The sequence below is a fragment of the Dactylosporangium sucinum genome (assembly GCF_014647515.1).
In the GTDB taxonomy this organism is placed as follows: domain Bacteria; phylum Actinomycetota; class Actinomycetes; order Mycobacteriales; family Micromonosporaceae; genus Dactylosporangium; species Dactylosporangium sucinum.
Map to the genome: position 1 here is coordinate 1 of NZ_BMPI01000127.1, position 14,020 is coordinate 14,020.

Consider the following 14,020-nt stretch of genomic DNA (forward strand, 5'->3'; position numbering starts at 1 on the left):
CCGGTGGCGGCGGCCTTACGGATCAGCGGCATCACCTGGTCGATCTTGCGTTCCGGCCATGGGGTGTCGGCGAGCACCCCCGGACGGCGCTGATCCTTCTTGCCGGCGAAGGTGATGACCGGGATGTTGTTGGACCGGGCGAAGGACTCCACGGCCCGGCGGAACGTCTGCCCCCGGCGTTCCAGCAGCGCCGGCGACGGGATGGGCTGGCCCTCATGTCCGGTGAGGAAGCCGACCACCTGCCCGCCCACCACCAGGCTCGGCACCGTCAACGATAGATAGATCCGGTCCAGACAGTCGATCTCCAGCAGCTTCCGCCCGTCGAGCACGTCATTGACCGTCACCGGATTCACTCTCGACAGACGCGCCGCCATCACGGTCCTCCCCACATGGCCCCGTAGCAGTGAGGATGAACCCCCAGCACCGGCCTGACCAGCCCAGCCACCCACCTCGGCGGTCCGAGGCGGAGCCTCACTGGTGCTGTGACCAGAAACGTTCACGACGGCGCAGTACCTGTGGTCCGAGGGCGTGGGTGTCTTCCCGCCGGACTTCGACCTGCAGCGCGTCCTCCATGCCGGGGAGGAGTTCATCTTCCACGGCGCGCCGCCGAAGGCCGGGCAGACGCTGACGGTCACGCCCCGCTTGGGCGAGCGGTACGAGAAGCAGGGCAATCGCGGCGGGGTGCTGCGTTTCGCTGTCCTGATCAACGAGTTCCGGGATGCCGCCGGAGTGCTGGTCGCCGAGGAGCGCACCACGCTCGTCGAGACCGGACGGACGCCGTCCACGAGCGGGGCCGTGTCCACGGAGGCGACCGCGTGACCGAGATACTGCCGGTGCCCGCCGTGGGCGATGCGGGTCCGCGCAAGCTCGTGGGACCCATCACGCGTACCGACTTCGTCCGCTACGCCGGAGCGTCGGGCGACTCAACCCGCTCCACTACGACGAGCCACTGGCACAGGGGGTCGGCTTTCCGTCGGTCTTTTCGATCGGGATGTTCCAAGCAGGATTGCTGGCCACCTATGCCACCGACTGGCTCGGCGCCGACACCGTTCGCCGCTTCTCCGTGCGGTTCAAGGAGCAGGTGTGGCCCGGCGACGTACTCGTCTGCGCGAGGTGACCGCTGTCGAGCCGTCGGGGAGCAGGTGCTCGTCGCCGTGGCGTTGACCTGCGCTCGGAAGGGTGGCGGGGTGGCCGTCGCCGGGTCGGCGGACTTCGTGCTGCAGCCGCCTGTGCAAGCGCACCAACGAGACGTGCTACTGACCTGATGGCGGCTCGGAGTGCTGCTTGCGGAGCTCGCGCTTGAGGATCTTGCCCGTGCCCGAGATCGGCAGCGCGTCGACGAGGGCGAGACTGCGGGGAAGCTTGTATCCGGCGATCATCGGCCGGCAGAAGTCCTGGATCTCCTCGAGCGTCACGCTCGCGTTCTCGCGGGGGACGACGACCGCGTGCACGCGCTCGCCCCACCGCTCGTCGGGCAGGCCGACGACGGCGACCTGGGCGACGGATGGGTGCTTCGCGACGGCGTTCTCGACCTCGACGGAGTACACGTTCTCTCCGCCGGTGATGATCATGTCCTTGATGCGGTCCACGAGGAAGACGTAGCCGCGCTCGTTCATGTAGCCCGCGTCGCCCGTGTGCATCCAACCGTTGCGGAGGGCGGCTTCGGTCTCCTTCGGATTGTTCCAGTAGCCCGTCATGACGTGGTCGCCGCGGACGACGATCTCGCCGACCTCGCCACGCGGAAGCTCGTTGTCGTCGGCGTCGACGATGCGCAACTCGGACTGGGCGGCGGGACGTCCGCACGAGCGGGCGAGGGACGGGTCCTGATGGTCCTCGGCGGTGAGCAGGGTGGCGACCGGGGCGAGCTCGGTCATGCCGTATGCCTGCGTGAACGAGGCGTTCGAGATGGTGGCGCGGGCGTTGGCGAGCACGGTCTCGGAGATCGGAGAGGCGCCGTACAACACGTGTCGAACGCTGGACAGGTCGGCGCCGGCGGCCTGGGGTGCTTCGACGAGCATCTGGATCATCGTCGGCACGAGGAGCGTGTCGGTGACCTTGTGTTTCTCGATGGCCTCGATGACGCCGGTCGGTGTGAACGACGGCACCATCACATGCGTCGAGCCGGTCAGGTTGCCGATGTTCCAGGCCGCGATGTCGGCGAGGTGGAACATCGGGGCCGCGTGCAGCAGGACGCCGCCCCGTCCGAGGATGTCGGTGGTCACGAGGCTGCCCATCGCAGAGGCCAGGCAGGCATGGTGCGACAGCATCACACCCTTGGGGTCCCCGGTGGTCCCGCCGGTGTAGAAGACGCCGTAGAGGTCGTCGCCGCCGCGGCCCCTGTCCTCTACCGGAGCGGTGTCGGCGACCAGCCTCTCGTAGTCGAGCAACCCCGGTGGTGCCTCGCCCTCGCCGCAGAAGACGACGGTGCGCAGGTTGGGCGCGCGGTCCTTCAGTTCGTCGACGAGCGGCGCGAAGGTGTCGTCGATGAAGAGGACGTCGGTGCCGCAGTCGCGCAGCGAGTACGCGATCTCCGCCGGGCTCCAGCGCACGTTCACCGGGTTGACCACGGCGCCCGCCCACGGCACGGCGAAGAGCAGCTCGTGGTAACGGTCGCTGTTGAGGGAGTAGATCCCGACGCGGTCGCCCTCCTTCACGCCGAGCGTGCAGAGCGCCCCGGCAAGCCGTGACACCCGGTCGATCGTCTCGCCGAAGGTTCGCGTGCGGCGCCGATAGATCGTGGCGGTGCGACCCGGATCGCGTTGCGCCGCGTTGCGGAGCGACTGCGTGAGCTGCATGTCGATGGTCCCCTCGGGTGCCGGTCGGAACGCGCGCTAGTGAATCATCATGTGCGTGATCTGCGTTACACAGTAGGTCGCACCTGACCCGGAATCAAGGCTGTGTGACAGGCTAAGTGAAGAACGATTCTTCCAATCGAGCCACATGGAGGTGATTCCGATGCGCCGCGCACTGGTAGCCGGAGTTGGAATGATCCCGTTCGCGACGCCCAGCAAGGGCCAGCCGTATGACGTGATGGCTCCGGCCGCTGTGCGTGCCGCGCTGGCCGATGCGGGAATCACGCTCGAGCGGGTGCAGCAGGGGTACGCCGGCTATGTGTACGGCGACTCGACGAGCGGTCAGCGAGCGCTGTATCAGGTCGGTGCCACGGGCATCCCGATCGTCAACGTCAACAACAACTGCTCGACCGGATCCTCGGCGCTCTACCTCGCCCGGCAGGCGGTGGCCAGCGGCGTCGCCGACTGTGTGCTCGCGTTCGGGTTCGAGCAGATGGAGCGGGGTGCGCTGCAGATCAGGTGGCCGGACCGCCAGAGCCCGCTTGCGGACTTCATGGAGATCGCAGAGGCCAAGAACGGCGTCAGCGAGGCGCCGTTCGCCGCACAACTCTTCGGCGCGGCCGGTGCGGAGTACGCCGAGAGGTGGGGGACCCGGCCGGAGACGTTCGCGCGGATCTCGGTCAAGGCCCGCGCGCACGCCGCGAACAACCCGTTCGCCGTCTTCCGCGGTGCCGTCACCGTCGACGAGGTGCTGGCGTCCCCCCGGATCTTCGGCCCGCTCACGCGGCTGCAGTGCTGTCCGCCCACGTGCGGCGCGGCTGCCGCGGTCATCGTCAGCGAGGAGTTCGCCGCTGCCCATGGGCTGCGGGCGGATGTTGCGATCGTTGCGCAGGCGATGACGACCGACAACGCGAGCACGTTCGACGGCGATCTCGGCCGCCTCGTGGGCTACGACATGACGCAGCGCGCCGCCGACGAGGTCTACGAGGCCGGCGGCGTTGACCCGGCCGACATCAGAGTCGTCGAGCTGCACGACTGTTTCACCACCAACGAGCTGCTGAGCTATGAGGCGCTGCGGCTGACCCCCGAAGGTACCGCTGAGAAATTCATCCTCGACGGCGACAACACCTACGGCGGTCGCGTCGTCACCAACCCGTCCGGCGGCCTGCTCTCCAAGGGGCACCCGCTCGGGGCGACCGGACTGGCTCAGTGTGCCGAGCTCACCTGGCAGCTGCGAGGCGAGGCCGGGCCGCGTCAGGTCGACGGGGTCACGCTCGCCCTCCAGCACAACATCGGCCTCGGCGGGGCCGCGGTCGTGACCCTCTACGAGAAAGTCGGCGCATGATCGATCGTGACCGAGCCCTGTCGCTGCCGTTCGCCCCGCTGACCTTCGAAGTCGAGCGCGGCCGGCTGCGCGCGTTCGCGCGTTCGACGGGCGAGACCGACCCGATCTACCGGGATGTCGACGCTGCTCGTGCCGCGGGACACCCCGACGTGCCCGTCCCTCCCACCTTCTTCTTCACCATGGGCCTGGAGCGGGACGAGCCGCTCGGCTACCTCGGCGAACTCGGCGTCGACCTGCGGTTCGTGCTGCACGGCGAGCAGGCCTTCGACTACCGGCAGGTGGCGTACGCCGGCGACACGCTCGTCCTCGAGGACAGGATCACCGACGTCTACGACAAGCGGGGCGGTGCGATGGAGTTCATCGTCAAGGAGACCGCGTTCCATCGCGCCGACACGCTGGTGGCCACCGCGAAGTCCGTCCTCGTGGTCCGGCACCATGAGGCGGCCGCATGACCGGCTCGGAGCGAAGCGGAGGGTGCATGACCGGGAAAACGGCCCCGATGGACGGGCGAGTCCTCGATGCGGGCACCGAGCTGCCGCCGCTCGCGGTGGCACCGATCGCTCGGTCCACCCTCGCGCTCTTCGCCGGCGCCAGCGGCGACACCAACCCGATCCACATCGACCTCGACGTCGCCAGATCCGCAGGGTTCGACGACGTGTTCGCGCACGGCATGCTGTCGATGGCCTATCTCGGCCGACTGCTGACCGGCTGGGTTCCCCAGGAGCGGATCCTGAGCTTCGGCGTGCGCTTCGCCGCCATCACACCCGTCCACGCCCAGCCGACGTGCACCGGCGTCGTGTCTGCCGTCGAGGACGGCGTCGCGCGCGTCGATCTGAAGGTCGCTCTCGCCGATGGCACCGTCACGCTGATCGGCCACGCCGACATTCGCATCGGCTGATGCTCTCACTCCCACCACCGAGTCCCCGGTCGAAACGAAAGGAAGCCCATGGGCACGCTCAACGAGAAGGTCGCGATCGTCTCCGGATCCGGTCGCGGCATCGGACGTGAGATCGCGGTCAAGCTCGCCTCGCAGGGCGCGGCGATCGTGGTGAACGACATCGACGACGCGCCGGCGAAGGAGACGGTTGCCCACATCGAGGCCGCCGGCGGTAGGGCGGTCGCGGTCGTCGGCAGCGTCACCGAGGACGGCTTCGCCGAGCGGTTCGTCCACACCGCGGTCGACGCCTTCGGCGGTCTCGACATCATCGTCAACAACGCGGGCTACACCTGGGACTCGGTCATCCAGAAGATGACCGACGAGCAGTGGGGCGCGATGATCGACGTACACCTCACGGCGCCGTTCCGGATCCTGCGTGCGGCCCAGCCCGTCATCTCCGCGGCTGCAAAGGCCGGCGCGGCAGCCGGAGAGCCGGTGCCCTGCCGCAAGGTCGTCAACGTCTCGTCGATCGCTGGACTGGGCGGCAACGCCGGACAGGTCAACTACGCCGCCGCGAAGGCGGGCGTCACCGGCATGACCAAGACGCTCGCCAAGGAGTGGGGTCGCTACAACGTCACCGTCAACACGGTGGCGTTCGGCGTGATCAATACCCGCCTCACCGCGGCGGCCAGCGACGGCGGCACGATCGACGTCGCCGGTCGGAAGCTCAAGGTCGGCGTGAGCCAGCAGATCCTCGACGCGATGGAGACCCAGATCCCGCTCGGGCGGGCCGGCACCCCGCAGGAGGCGGCCGGGGCGGTCTACCTGCTCACGCTGCCGGAGTCCGACTACATTTCCGGGGAGACGCTCGTCTGCGGCGGCGGCTTCCACATCTGAGGCAGGCGCCGATGGACCGCACGATCTTCGAGTCCGAGCACGACGCGTACCGCGCGAGCGTGCGCACGTTCCTGCAGAAGGAGGTCGTGCCTCACTACGACGACTGGGACCGCGACGGCATCGTGCCGCGTGAGCTCTTCACCCAGGTCGCCGAGCTGGGTGCGTTCGCCGCCGTGCCCGAGGAGTACGGCGGTGCCGGCATCTCCGACTTCCGCTACAACGCGGTGCTCCTCGAGGAAGCCGCGGCCCTCGGCGTCGGCCCGGCGATCCTCGGTCCGACGCTCCAGGCGGACGTCTGCATGCCGTATCTGCTCGACCTGACCACCGAGGAGCAGAAGCGGCGCTGGCTGCCGGGCGTTGCGACGGGGGAGACGATCCTGGCCATCGCCATGACCGAGCCGGGCACGGGCTCCGATCTCTCCGGGATCCGCACTCGCGCCGTGCGCGACGGGGACGACTACGTCATCAACGGCGCCAAGACGTTCATCACCAATGGGATCAACGCCGACCTCGTGATCACAGCGGTCCGCACCGGCGATCACCCCCATCGCGGCATCAGCCTGATCCTCATCGAGACCGGCTCGCCCGGCTTCGAACGGGGCCGGAACCTCGACAAGGTCGGCCAGCACGCACAGGACACGGCCGAGCTGTTCTTCACCGACGTCCGCGTGCCAGCGGCGAACATCCTTGGCGAGGAAGGTGCCGGCTTCGTCGGTCTGACCAACAACCTCCCGCAGGAGCGGCTGTCGCTGGCCGTCTCCGCCGTCGCCTCGGCCCGGGCGGCGCTCGACTGGACCGTCGCGTACGTCCGTGAGCGTCGAGCCTTCGGCCAGGCGATCGGTGAGTTCCAGGCCACCCGGTTCCGGCTCGCCGAGCTCGTGACCGAGGTGGACATTACGCAGACGTACGTCGACAGGGCGATCCTTGAGCTCAACGCCGGCCACCTCGGTGCCGTTGACGCGGCGAAGGCGAAGCTGTGGGCCACCGAGCTGCAGGGCCGCGTCGTCGATGCCTGCCTCCAGATGCACGGCGGGTACGGGTACATGCGCGAGTATCCGATCGGACGCGCCTTCGCCGACGCTCGCGTGACTCGCATCTACGGTGGCACTAGTGAGATCATGAAGGAGATCATCGGCCGGTCGCTGAAGCTCGGCTGACATGCGGTGAGGGGGCAGATGCCTGAGGTAGGTCGCCCGGTCCGGGGGACGCGGCCGACGAACCGGCGCGCGCTCATCCTCGATGCCGCGACGGCGCTCTTCGCCGAGCGAGGCTACGAGAATGTCGCCATGGGCGACATCGCCGAGGTGGTCGCCGTCGGCCCGTCCGCGCTCTACCGGCACTTCCCCGGCAAGGCGGAGCTGCTCGTGGCTGCCATCGGTGAGGTCGCCGCCGAGCTCATCCGGCGTACCGAGGGCGCGGAGTCGCTCCGGTCGGTGCTGGTCGACCTGGCGGCGTACTCGGTTGAGCACCGCTTCTCCGCCGTGCTGTGGCAACGCGAGTCCAGGCAGCTGCCGGCCCAGTTGTGGGCGCCCGTCCGCGACCATCTTCGCGCCATCCGGGACCACGTCGCGGCCGCCGTGCTCCGTGAGCGTCCCCGGCTGGCGCTGGACCAGGCTCGGGCGCTCTCCGTGGCCACGCTGGGAGCACTCTTCAGCCCGTCCTTCCATCACACCTCGATGGCGAGCCCGGGCTTCGAGGAGCGGCTGGTGGAGGTCGCGTCCCGCGTGGCGGACGTGGACGTGCCTCCCGCACCGGCGCCGGTCGCCCGTCGGAGCGGTCTCACCCCCGCGAGCCGGCGTGAGGATGTGCTCGCTGCGGCGATGCGTCTCTTCGCCGAGCGCACCTACGCCAGCGTCGGCATGGAGGAGATCGCCCAGGCGGCCGGCATGGCCACGTCGAGCGTCTATCTCCACTTCAGCGGCAAGGCCGAGATCCTCTGGGTCGCCCTGCAGCGCGGCACCGGCTACCTCCAGCTCACCTCGAACGAGGTGTTGGCGATGGCGCCCGACGAGCGCAGTGCGCTCGACGGGCTCGTCGCGATCTACGCACAGTTCGCGATGCGCCATCCGGAGCTCGTCGACGCCCTGATCACCGAGATCAGGAGCCTGGGTGCCGAGGAGACCGCGGCCTCGACCATGGCCCAGCGCGAGTACGTCGCCGAGTGGGTCCATCTCTACCGACGCCTGCATCCGGGCGCGGGCGTCCCGGCCGCGACCATCACGGTGCAAGCCGCGTTAATGGTGGTCAACGACCTCGCTCGGACGCCGGCCTTCCGATCTCGGTCCGATGCCGCCGACGTGGCCGCCGCCCTCAGCCGAGCAGCCCTCGGGTTGTCCTGACGTCGGCGCGCGGCGCGGGCCCCGACCGGCTCTGCGCCTGGACGACTGGCAGCTCCGGCCTGTAAGAGGTCTTGAGTGGCAGTCCCAGGTCCAGGTAGTCGGCGAGTCCGGCCAGGGTTCCCTCATGGTGCTGTTGCAGTCGTAGGGCGACAATGCGCGGCCGAGTTCGTCGGCGACTTCGGCCCCGCCACCAGCTCAACGGCGACGACCGGCGGGCGACGCTGACGAGTGCTCCGTCGGCGTCGAGGACCTGGTCGACCGCCTCGGCGACGGCAAGGGTGGGACGTCGGCTGCCGGACTCGATCCGGCTGGGATGCCCGGCGTCGACGTGAGCCCGTCTGGCTATGGCTCGCAGGCTCAGTTTGGCGGCCTCCCTCCGGGCCCGCATCGCCTGGATCTGACGGGTTGCCGGTGGTACCGGAGTACCACCGGCGGTCTGGAAGAGCCGACTGCGGTACCACGACCTTGGCGCTACGCGAGCCTAACGTGGTGAGCATGATTCAGGTACGCGAAGTAACCAGGCGGTACGGCGCGAAGACCGTCGTTGACCACCTGTCGTTCACCGCGAAGCCCGGTCAGGTCACCGGGTTCCTCGGCCCCAACGGCGCCGGCAAGTCGACGACCATGCGGATGATCGTCGGCCTCACGGCGCCAACCTCCGGCGACGTGCTGGTCAACGGCAAGCCGTACGTGTCGTCGAAGGCCCCGCTGCGCGAGATCGGCGTGCTGCTCGAAGCCAAGGCCGTGCACCCCGGCCGCACGGCGGTCAGCCACCTGCTCGCCCTGGCCCGCACGCACGGCATCCCGCGCTCGCGCGTCGACGAGGTGCTCGACCTGGCCGGCCTCTCGGCCGTCGCCCACAAGCGGGTCGGCGCCTTCTCCCTCGGCATGGGCCAACGGCTCGGCATCGCCGCCGCGCTGCTCGGCGACCCGGCCGTGGTGATGCTCGACGAGCCGGTCAACGGACTCGACCCGGAGGGTGTCCTCTGGGTGCGCAACCTGCTCGCCGGCCTGGCCGCCGAGGGCCGCACCGTGATGCTGTCCTCGCACCTGATGAGCGAGGTCTCGCTGATCGCGGACCACCTGGTCATCGTCGGCCGAGGCAAACTGCTGGCCGATACCACCGTAGCCGACTTCGTGACCACCGAAGGCGTCCGGGTCGTCACTGCCGTCCCCGACGCGCTGCGCGCGGTGATCGCTAGCCCGGGCGTCACCATCACCTCGACCGGCGCCGAGGAACTGTTCGTCACCGGCGCCTCCGCCCGCCAGATCGGGCTGGCCGCGGCCACCCGCGGCATCCCCCTGTTCGAGCTCACCCCACAGAACGCCTCCCTCGAAGAGGCGTTCATGGACCTGACCCGCGACGCTGTCGAATACGAGGCCTCCCGATGAAGATCACTGCTGGGGGCGTCGTTGCCGCCGAATGGACCAAGTTCTCCTCGCTGCGCTCCACCTGGATCACGACCGGCATCTCGGCCGTCCTCCTGATCGCCTTCGGCATGATCGCCTCGGCTTCCTTCTCCGGCGACGGCATGACCTCGATCGACCTGGCCCTGTCCGGCAGCATCCTGGCCGCCCTGTCCGTCGGAGCGCTCGGCGCGCTGCTGGGGGCGAGCGAATACACCACCGGCATGATCCGGGCGACCCTCGCCGCCGTGCCACGCCGATTGCCGGTACTGTGGTCGAAGAGCCTCGTGGCCGGGGCAGCCGCCTTCGTCACGATGACTGCAGGCGCCTTCGCCGCCTTCGCACTGGGGTCGGCCGTGCTCAACGACAACGTCGGCGGCCTGGACCTCGGAGACGACGGCGTCCTTCGCGCCCTTCTCGGCGCCGGCCTCTATCTGGGCCTGGTCGCGGTGCTCGGCGTCGCGCTCGGCATGCTCGTGCGCTCCAGCGCCGGCGCCATCACGATCCTGGCCGGCGTGCTGCTCATCGTGCCCGGTCTAGCCGCGCTGCTGCCGCACTCGATCTCCGAAGCCATCACCCCGTACCTGCCGAGCAACGCGGGCAGCGCCGTGATGGCGCTGACCCCCGGAGACGGCACCCTGGCGCCGTGGACCGGTCTCGCGGTCTTCGCCGGATACGTGATCGTGACGCTCGCCGCAGCGGCGTATGGGCTCAAGAAGACCGACGCTTAACGGCGCGTAGAGGAGAATCGGCTGATGAGCACGCAGGGACGGCTGGTGGACCGGCAGACACGGCTGCGGACCTTCGGCCGGCGCCACCCGTGGGTCATGGACACCTTGGTGGCCGTACCGATCGTGCTCCTCAGCATTCCAGACCTGATCGAGAAGCCCCTATCGGCGACGATCGCAACGCTGGTCCTGCTGCCGGCGCTGTACTGGCGGCGACGGTACCCGCTTCCCGCGTTCCTGGTCACCGCGACCATCGAAACAGTCGAGGCATTGCTGGACGTCGGCGTCGGCGCCGGGGCGATCTTGCTCGTGATGCTCTTCGGGGTGGCCTCCCGCGGTTCATGGCGGGCGCTGGCTTGGGCATCCGGGATCACCATCGGGATACTGACAGCCCAGATCTACCTTCTCGGACCGGTCACTCAGAACCGCATCCTCACGTTGCTCCTCGCCCTCGGCCTGACGGTGGCTGCGATCGCGTCCGGTGTAGCGGTGCGCACCCGCCGGGCGTACCTCGTCGCTCTGGAAGACCGCGCCGCCCGCCTGGAGGTCGAGCGCGACCAGCGGGCCCGCCTCGCCGTCGCCGACGAGCGGGCCCGGGTGGCCCGCGAGATGCACGACATCGTCGGCCACCACGTGTCAGTGATCGTGGGCCTGGCCGACGGAGGCGTCGCCCTGGCGACATCGCGGGAGGAGCAGACCGCCGAGCCACTCCGGCTGATCGGGGACACCGGCCGGCAGGCGCTGTCCGAGCTGCGCCGCATGCTGGGCGTACTGCGCGAGGGAGACGCCGACCCTCATCTGAGCCCTCAGCCCGGCATCGACGACCTCGACCGGCTGCTGCCCAGCGTACGGGCCGCCGGGCTGCCGGTCACCTACTCCACCTCGGGCGAGCTGCACACCCTCGGCAAGGGCGTGCAGCTCGCGGTCTACCGCATCGTTCAGGAAGCGCTTACCAACACCCTGAAACATGCGGGGCGCGACGCGTCCGCGGCGGTCACTCTCGCTGCCTCCGACGGAGAGGTACGGGTACGCGTTCGCGACAACGGCCGTGGCACACCGGCCGCCGCGAGCCACGGCTTGCTCGGCATGCGCGAACGCGCCGCCATGTACGGCGGTGTGGTGACCGCCGGCCCGGCCGGGAACGGCTGGCTCGTCGACGTTGTCCTCAAGGAGCCCTCATGACCACTGTCCTGATCGTCGACGACCAGCCGCTGCAGCGCATGGGCTTCAAGATGCTGCTCGAGGGCACCCCCGGTATAACCGTGGTGGGCGAGGCCGCCACCGGCGCCGAGGCGGTGCGAATGGTCGAACAGGCCCGGCCCGATGTGGTGCTGATGGACGTGCGCATGCCCGGCATGGACGGCATCGAGGCCACCCGCCGCATCACCGCGGCCGGCTCCCGCACCCACGTGCTGATCCTGACCACATTCGACCTGGACGAATACATCTACGCCGGGCTACGAGCCGGGGCAAGCGGCTTCCTGCTCAAGGACGCCTGCCCCGAGGAGCTGCTCGCGGGCATCCGAGCCGTCGCCAGCGGAGACTCGGTGGTGGCGCCCAGCCTGACCCGCAAGCTGATGGACGCCTACCTGCAAGACCCGGCACCGATAGCCGACACCGATCCCCGGCTGGCCACGCTTAGCGAGCGTGAGCGGGAGGTCCTCGAGGCAATCGGGCAGGGCGCCACCAACACCGAGATCGCCGAACGCTTGAGCCTTACCGAGTCAACGGTGAAGAAGCACGTCGGACGCGTCCTGGCCAAGATCGGCGCACGGGACCGGATCCAGGCCGTCATCTTCGCCTATGACAACGGCCTGGTCCAACCACGCACCTGAGCACCGGGCGGGCGGTCGTCAGCTGGGCTCGGCCGCGCAGGACGGCGCACGCCAGCATGCCTGCGGCATTAGCTCATCCAGCACGCCGGGGTAGACCGCGGCGGCGGGCCGGTCACGTGACCACCTCGCTGGGTGTCACTGAACGTCGGCAGCGCCCGTTGGAAGAACCTCCGCGCTGTGTCGGCATCACGGCGTGCCGAGACCAGCACGTCGATGACCTGCCCGTATTGGTCGACCGCCCGGTGCGCGTACCGCCACACCCCGTTGACCCTGACGTACGGCACATCGACATGCCACCTGTCACTGGGGGTATGGCGGCAGAACCGGGCGGCGTCGGCTCGCCAGTAGCGGGGTGAACCGCTGTACCCACCGGAAGACCGTAACGTGATCGACCTGCACGCCACGCTTGACCAGCAACTCCTCCACGTCGCGGTACGACAAGCCATGGCGCAGGTACCAGCGCACGGCCACCACGATCACCTCCGGAGGAAATCCGGTACCCAGCGAACGCCGACTTCGGAGGCAGCCCCGGGCGACGAAGGCTCGACAGCTTCACCGATCAAGCGTCCCTCGATCGAGCCAATGCCCAAACGCAACGGAGCCGGTCCGCCAAGGAGCAACGGCAGACCTGCCCTGCTCGTGTTACATGACGCACCGCCCACTTCGGCCCGCCACGAGCAGACTGACGACGTTGACGAGCCCTCCACGCGGATTCTGACGGAAATCAGCTACCGAACGCCGAAGCGCGGTGCCAGAGTGTGGAGAATGCACATCGAGCCGTCGATCAGCTTCAAAGGTGCCTTGCAGGTGCTCGGCCAGTTCGACCGCCCGGCGCTCGAAGCAATCGACTCGTTGCTCGGAGGCCTGATCCTGGGCGCGGGGGCAGTATACGGCGATCCGTTCCTCGGTCTCGTCGACCCCAAGAACGAGGCCATCACACAGAGCCGACGTCTGATCGATAAACTCACCTTGCGATTGATGGGTGCGACCGGGATGGCGCGCTACCAGCTGATCGAGGCGGCGCACACCATCGTCGTGGTGGCATCATTCTTCGACGCGCTCCGCGCCGCGGTCGGAACGCGGAGCGCGGCGCTCAGCGCTCGCCGCGCTGCCCGGCGGCCGATGCCCTCAGTCCTTCGTGACGGCGATACAGTCGACCTCGACGTCGAAAGGGCCCGTCCACTCCGGCACGCAGAAGAAGATGCGGGCAGGCGGGTTGTTCGGAAAAAAGCGCTTGTAGACCTCGTTGAAAGCGTTGAAGTGCTCGGCCGAGATGCACATGACGTTGCACTTCAGCACATGCTCGAGGTCCGAGCCGGCGGCCTCGAGCGCCTTCTTAATCTGGGTGAGGATGAGCTCGACCTGGTGTTCGAACGGTGCGTTCGGGAGGATTTCCCCGGTGTCGGGGTCGAAAGGCGGCATGCCCGAGACGAACACCAGGTTGCCGGCCCGGGTACAGGTCGACACCGGCGCGCCCCACTTCTCGAAATTGCTGTCGATGGGTTCGACCCGGATGATTTCCCGTTCCATGCGTTCGCTCCTGGTCCGTTTGGCGTCAGTCAAGCCTGGACTTTTCGCGAAAGTCCGCCGATGAGTGCGTGTGAATACGAAGGTGTGATCCGGCACTAGCGATCTTGAACGTTCGTTGTTCAACAGGCCGTCACCCAAGCTGAACAGCTAGCTCTGCGGTCTGGCGTGCTGCAGTGCGATCCGCTGGAAGACTTCGGCCTGTGTTGGGTAGCAGTGAACCGTGTTGGCCAGCGCGGCCAAGGGCATCTGGTTCGTGATTGTCAGCGTAAG

General features: G+C 68.6%; 16 protein-coding genes and 2 pseudogenes. 13 read left to right on the forward strand and 5 right to left on the reverse strand.

Annotation, left to right across the window (positions count from 1 at the left end; genetic code table 11):
• Nucleotides 1-374 (reverse strand): hypothetical protein (locus IEZ31_RS54300; RefSeq protein WP_229837272.1); only part of this gene is annotated, 374 nt, incomplete at its 3' end.
• Nucleotides 375-528: 154 nt separating this feature from the next.
• Here IEZ31_RS54300 and IEZ31_RS54305 point away from each other — a divergent pair.
• Both IEZ31_RS54305 and IEZ31_RS54310 read left to right on the forward strand, forming a co-directional pair.
• Nucleotides 529-819, forward strand: coding sequence for an FAS1-like dehydratase domain-containing protein (locus tag IEZ31_RS54305; RefSeq protein ID WP_190258031.1), 291 nt, complete (start codon nucleotides 529-531; stop codon nucleotides 817-819).
• A complete protein-coding gene (locus tag IEZ31_RS54310; protein ID WP_229837274.1) occupies nucleotides 719-1,117 on the forward strand; it encodes a MaoC/PaaZ C-terminal domain-containing protein in 399 nt (132 codons plus the stop codon). The genes IEZ31_RS54305 and IEZ31_RS54310 overlap by 101 nt, the downstream gene beginning before the upstream one ends.
• 136 nt (nucleotides 1,118-1,253) lie before the next feature.
• Here the strand turns inward: IEZ31_RS54310 and IEZ31_RS54315 are convergent, their stop codons facing one another.
• The gene (locus IEZ31_RS54315) at nucleotides 1,254-2,795 is read right to left on the reverse strand and encodes a long-chain-fatty-acid--CoA ligase (protein ID WP_190258032.1); all 1,542 of its coding nucleotides are present in this window, start codon (nucleotides 2,793-2,795) and stop codon (nucleotides 1,254-1,256) included.
• Nucleotides 2,796-2,955: 160 nt separating this feature from the next.
• Between IEZ31_RS54315 and IEZ31_RS54320 the strand changes: the two genes are divergently transcribed.
• The 6 genes from IEZ31_RS54320 to IEZ31_RS54345 are packed head-to-tail and all read left to right on the forward strand — an operon-like array spanning nucleotide 2,956 to nucleotide 8,250.
• A complete protein-coding gene (locus IEZ31_RS54320; RefSeq protein WP_190258033.1) occupies nucleotides 2,956-4,137 on the forward strand; it encodes a lipid-transfer protein in 1,182 nt (393 codons plus the stop codon).
• Nucleotides 4,134-4,589, forward strand: coding sequence for a MaoC family dehydratase N-terminal domain-containing protein (locus tag IEZ31_RS54325; RefSeq protein WP_190258034.1), 456 nt, complete (start codon nucleotides 4,134-4,136; stop codon nucleotides 4,587-4,589). The genes IEZ31_RS54320 and IEZ31_RS54325 overlap by 4 nt, the downstream gene beginning before the upstream one ends.
• The gene (locus IEZ31_RS54330; protein WP_229837278.1) at nucleotides 4,586-5,035 is read left to right on the forward strand and encodes a MaoC/PaaZ C-terminal domain-containing protein; all 450 of its coding nucleotides are present in this window, start codon (nucleotides 4,586-4,588) and stop codon (nucleotides 5,033-5,035) included. The genes IEZ31_RS54325 and IEZ31_RS54330 overlap by 4 nt, the downstream gene beginning before the upstream one ends.
• Before the next feature lie 48 nt (nucleotides 5,036-5,083).
• Entirely contained in the window at nucleotides 5,084-5,911 is an 828-nt protein-coding gene (locus IEZ31_RS54335) for an SDR family NAD(P)-dependent oxidoreductase (RefSeq protein WP_190258036.1), read from the forward strand.
• A gap of 11 nt (nucleotides 5,912-5,922) precedes the next feature.
• Nucleotides 5,923-7,068 carry an acyl-CoA dehydrogenase family protein gene (locus IEZ31_RS54340; protein ID WP_190258037.1) on the forward strand — a complete coding sequence of 382 codons (1,146 nt, stop codon included), beginning with the start codon at nucleotides 5,923-5,925 and terminating at the stop codon, nucleotides 7,066-7,068.
• Between the two features lie 18 nt (nucleotides 7,069-7,086).
• Complete coding sequence (locus IEZ31_RS54345) at nucleotides 7,087-8,250, forward strand: TetR/AcrR family transcriptional regulator (protein WP_190258038.1); 1,164 nt, start codon at nucleotides 7,087-7,089, stop codon at nucleotides 8,248-8,250.
• Here IEZ31_RS54345 and IEZ31_RS59965 read toward each other — a convergent pair.
• Nucleotides 8,222-8,638 (reverse strand): helix-turn-helix domain-containing protein, encoded by a 417-nt coding sequence (locus IEZ31_RS59965; protein ID WP_190258039.1) that lies wholly within the window; start codon nucleotides 8,636-8,638, stop codon nucleotides 8,222-8,224. The two genes, IEZ31_RS54345 and IEZ31_RS59965, sit on opposite strands and share 29 nt — an antisense overlap.
• A gap of 107 nt (nucleotides 8,639-8,745) precedes the next feature.
• Between IEZ31_RS59965 and IEZ31_RS54355 the strand changes: the two genes are divergently transcribed.
• From IEZ31_RS54355 to IEZ31_RS54370, 4 genes are read left to right on the forward strand one after another with little or no spacing between them, the layout of a single operon-like run.
• Nucleotides 8,746-9,642: an ABC transporter ATP-binding protein gene (locus IEZ31_RS54355; RefSeq protein WP_190258040.1), complete on the forward strand. Its 897-nt coding sequence runs from the start codon at nucleotides 8,746-8,748 to the stop codon at nucleotides 9,640-9,642.
• Nucleotides 9,639-10,388 carry an ABC transporter permease gene (locus IEZ31_RS54360; RefSeq protein ID WP_190258041.1) on the forward strand — a complete coding sequence of 250 codons (750 nt, stop codon included), beginning with the start codon at nucleotides 9,639-9,641 and terminating at the stop codon, nucleotides 10,386-10,388. Before IEZ31_RS54355 ends, IEZ31_RS54360 begins: the two co-directional genes overlap by 4 nt.
• Before the next feature lie 24 nt (nucleotides 10,389-10,412).
• The gene (locus IEZ31_RS54365) at nucleotides 10,413-11,567 is read left to right on the forward strand and encodes a sensor histidine kinase (RefSeq protein ID WP_190258042.1); all 1,155 of its coding nucleotides are present in this window, start codon (nucleotides 10,413-10,415) and stop codon (nucleotides 11,565-11,567) included.
• Nucleotides 11,564-12,220, forward strand: coding sequence for a response regulator (locus IEZ31_RS54370; RefSeq protein ID WP_190258043.1), 657 nt, complete (start codon nucleotides 11,564-11,566; stop codon nucleotides 12,218-12,220). The genes IEZ31_RS54365 and IEZ31_RS54370 overlap by 4 nt, the downstream gene beginning before the upstream one ends.
• Before the next feature lie 54 nt (nucleotides 12,221-12,274).
• Here IEZ31_RS54370 and IEZ31_RS54375 read toward each other — a convergent pair.
• Nucleotides 12,275-12,746: pseudogene (locus IEZ31_RS54375) on the reverse strand (IS6 family transposase); the annotation flags it as partial.
• 239 nt (nucleotides 12,747-12,985) lie between these two features.
• Here IEZ31_RS54375 and IEZ31_RS59970 point away from each other — a divergent pair.
• Nucleotides 12,986-13,330: pseudogene (locus IEZ31_RS59970) on the forward strand (NACHT N-terminal helical domain 7-containing protein); the annotation flags it as partial.
• Between the two features lie 18 nt (nucleotides 13,331-13,348).
• Here the strand turns inward: IEZ31_RS59970 and IEZ31_RS54385 are convergent.
• Nucleotides 13,349-13,750: a RidA family protein gene (locus IEZ31_RS54385; protein WP_190258045.1), complete on the reverse strand. Its 402-nt coding sequence runs from the start codon at nucleotides 13,748-13,750 to the stop codon at nucleotides 13,349-13,351.
• Nucleotides 13,751-14,020 lie beyond the last annotated feature (270 nt).

Bases quoted from the DNA above. Each gene is read 5' to 3' on its own strand.
- IEZ31_RS54310 (WP_229837274.1), top strand. From the start codon at position 719: ATGCCGCCGGAGTGCTGGTCGCCGAGGAGCGCACCACGCTCGTCGAGA.
- IEZ31_RS54315 (WP_190258032.1), bottom strand. From the start codon at position 2,795: ATGCAGCTCACGCAGTCGCTCCGCAACGCGGCGCAACGCGATCCGGGT.
- IEZ31_RS54320 (WP_190258033.1), top strand. From the start codon at position 2,956: ATGCGCCGCGCACTGGTAGCCGGAGTTGGAATGATCCCGTTCGCGACG.
- IEZ31_RS54325 (WP_190258034.1), top strand. From the start codon at position 4,134: ATGATCGATCGTGACCGAGCCCTGTCGCTGCCGTTCGCCCCGCTGACC.
- IEZ31_RS54330 (WP_229837278.1), top strand. From the start codon at position 4,586: ATGACCGGCTCGGAGCGAAGCGGAGGGTGCATGACCGGGAAAACGGCC.
- IEZ31_RS54335 (WP_190258036.1), top strand. From the start codon at position 5,084: ATGGGCACGCTCAACGAGAAGGTCGCGATCGTCTCCGGATCCGGTCGC.
- IEZ31_RS54340 (WP_190258037.1), top strand. From the start codon at position 5,923: ATGGACCGCACGATCTTCGAGTCCGAGCACGACGCGTACCGCGCGAGC.
- IEZ31_RS54345 (WP_190258038.1), top strand. From the start codon at position 7,087: ATGCCTGAGGTAGGTCGCCCGGTCCGGGGGACGCGGCCGACGAACCGG.
- IEZ31_RS59965 (WP_190258039.1), bottom strand. From the start codon at position 8,638: ATGCGGGCCCGGAGGGAGGCCGCCAAACTGAGCCTGCGAGCCATAGCC.
- IEZ31_RS54355 (WP_190258040.1), top strand. From the start codon at position 8,746: ATGATTCAGGTACGCGAAGTAACCAGGCGGTACGGCGCGAAGACCGTC.
- IEZ31_RS54360 (WP_190258041.1), top strand. From the start codon at position 9,639: ATGAAGATCACTGCTGGGGGCGTCGTTGCCGCCGAATGGACCAAGTTC.
- IEZ31_RS54365 (WP_190258042.1), top strand. From the start codon at position 10,413: ATGAGCACGCAGGGACGGCTGGTGGACCGGCAGACACGGCTGCGGACC.
- IEZ31_RS54370 (WP_190258043.1), top strand. From the start codon at position 11,564: ATGACCACTGTCCTGATCGTCGACGACCAGCCGCTGCAGCGCATGGGC.
- IEZ31_RS54385 (WP_190258045.1), bottom strand. From the start codon at position 13,750: ATGGAACGGGAAATCATCCGGGTCGAACCCATCGACAGCAATTTCGAG.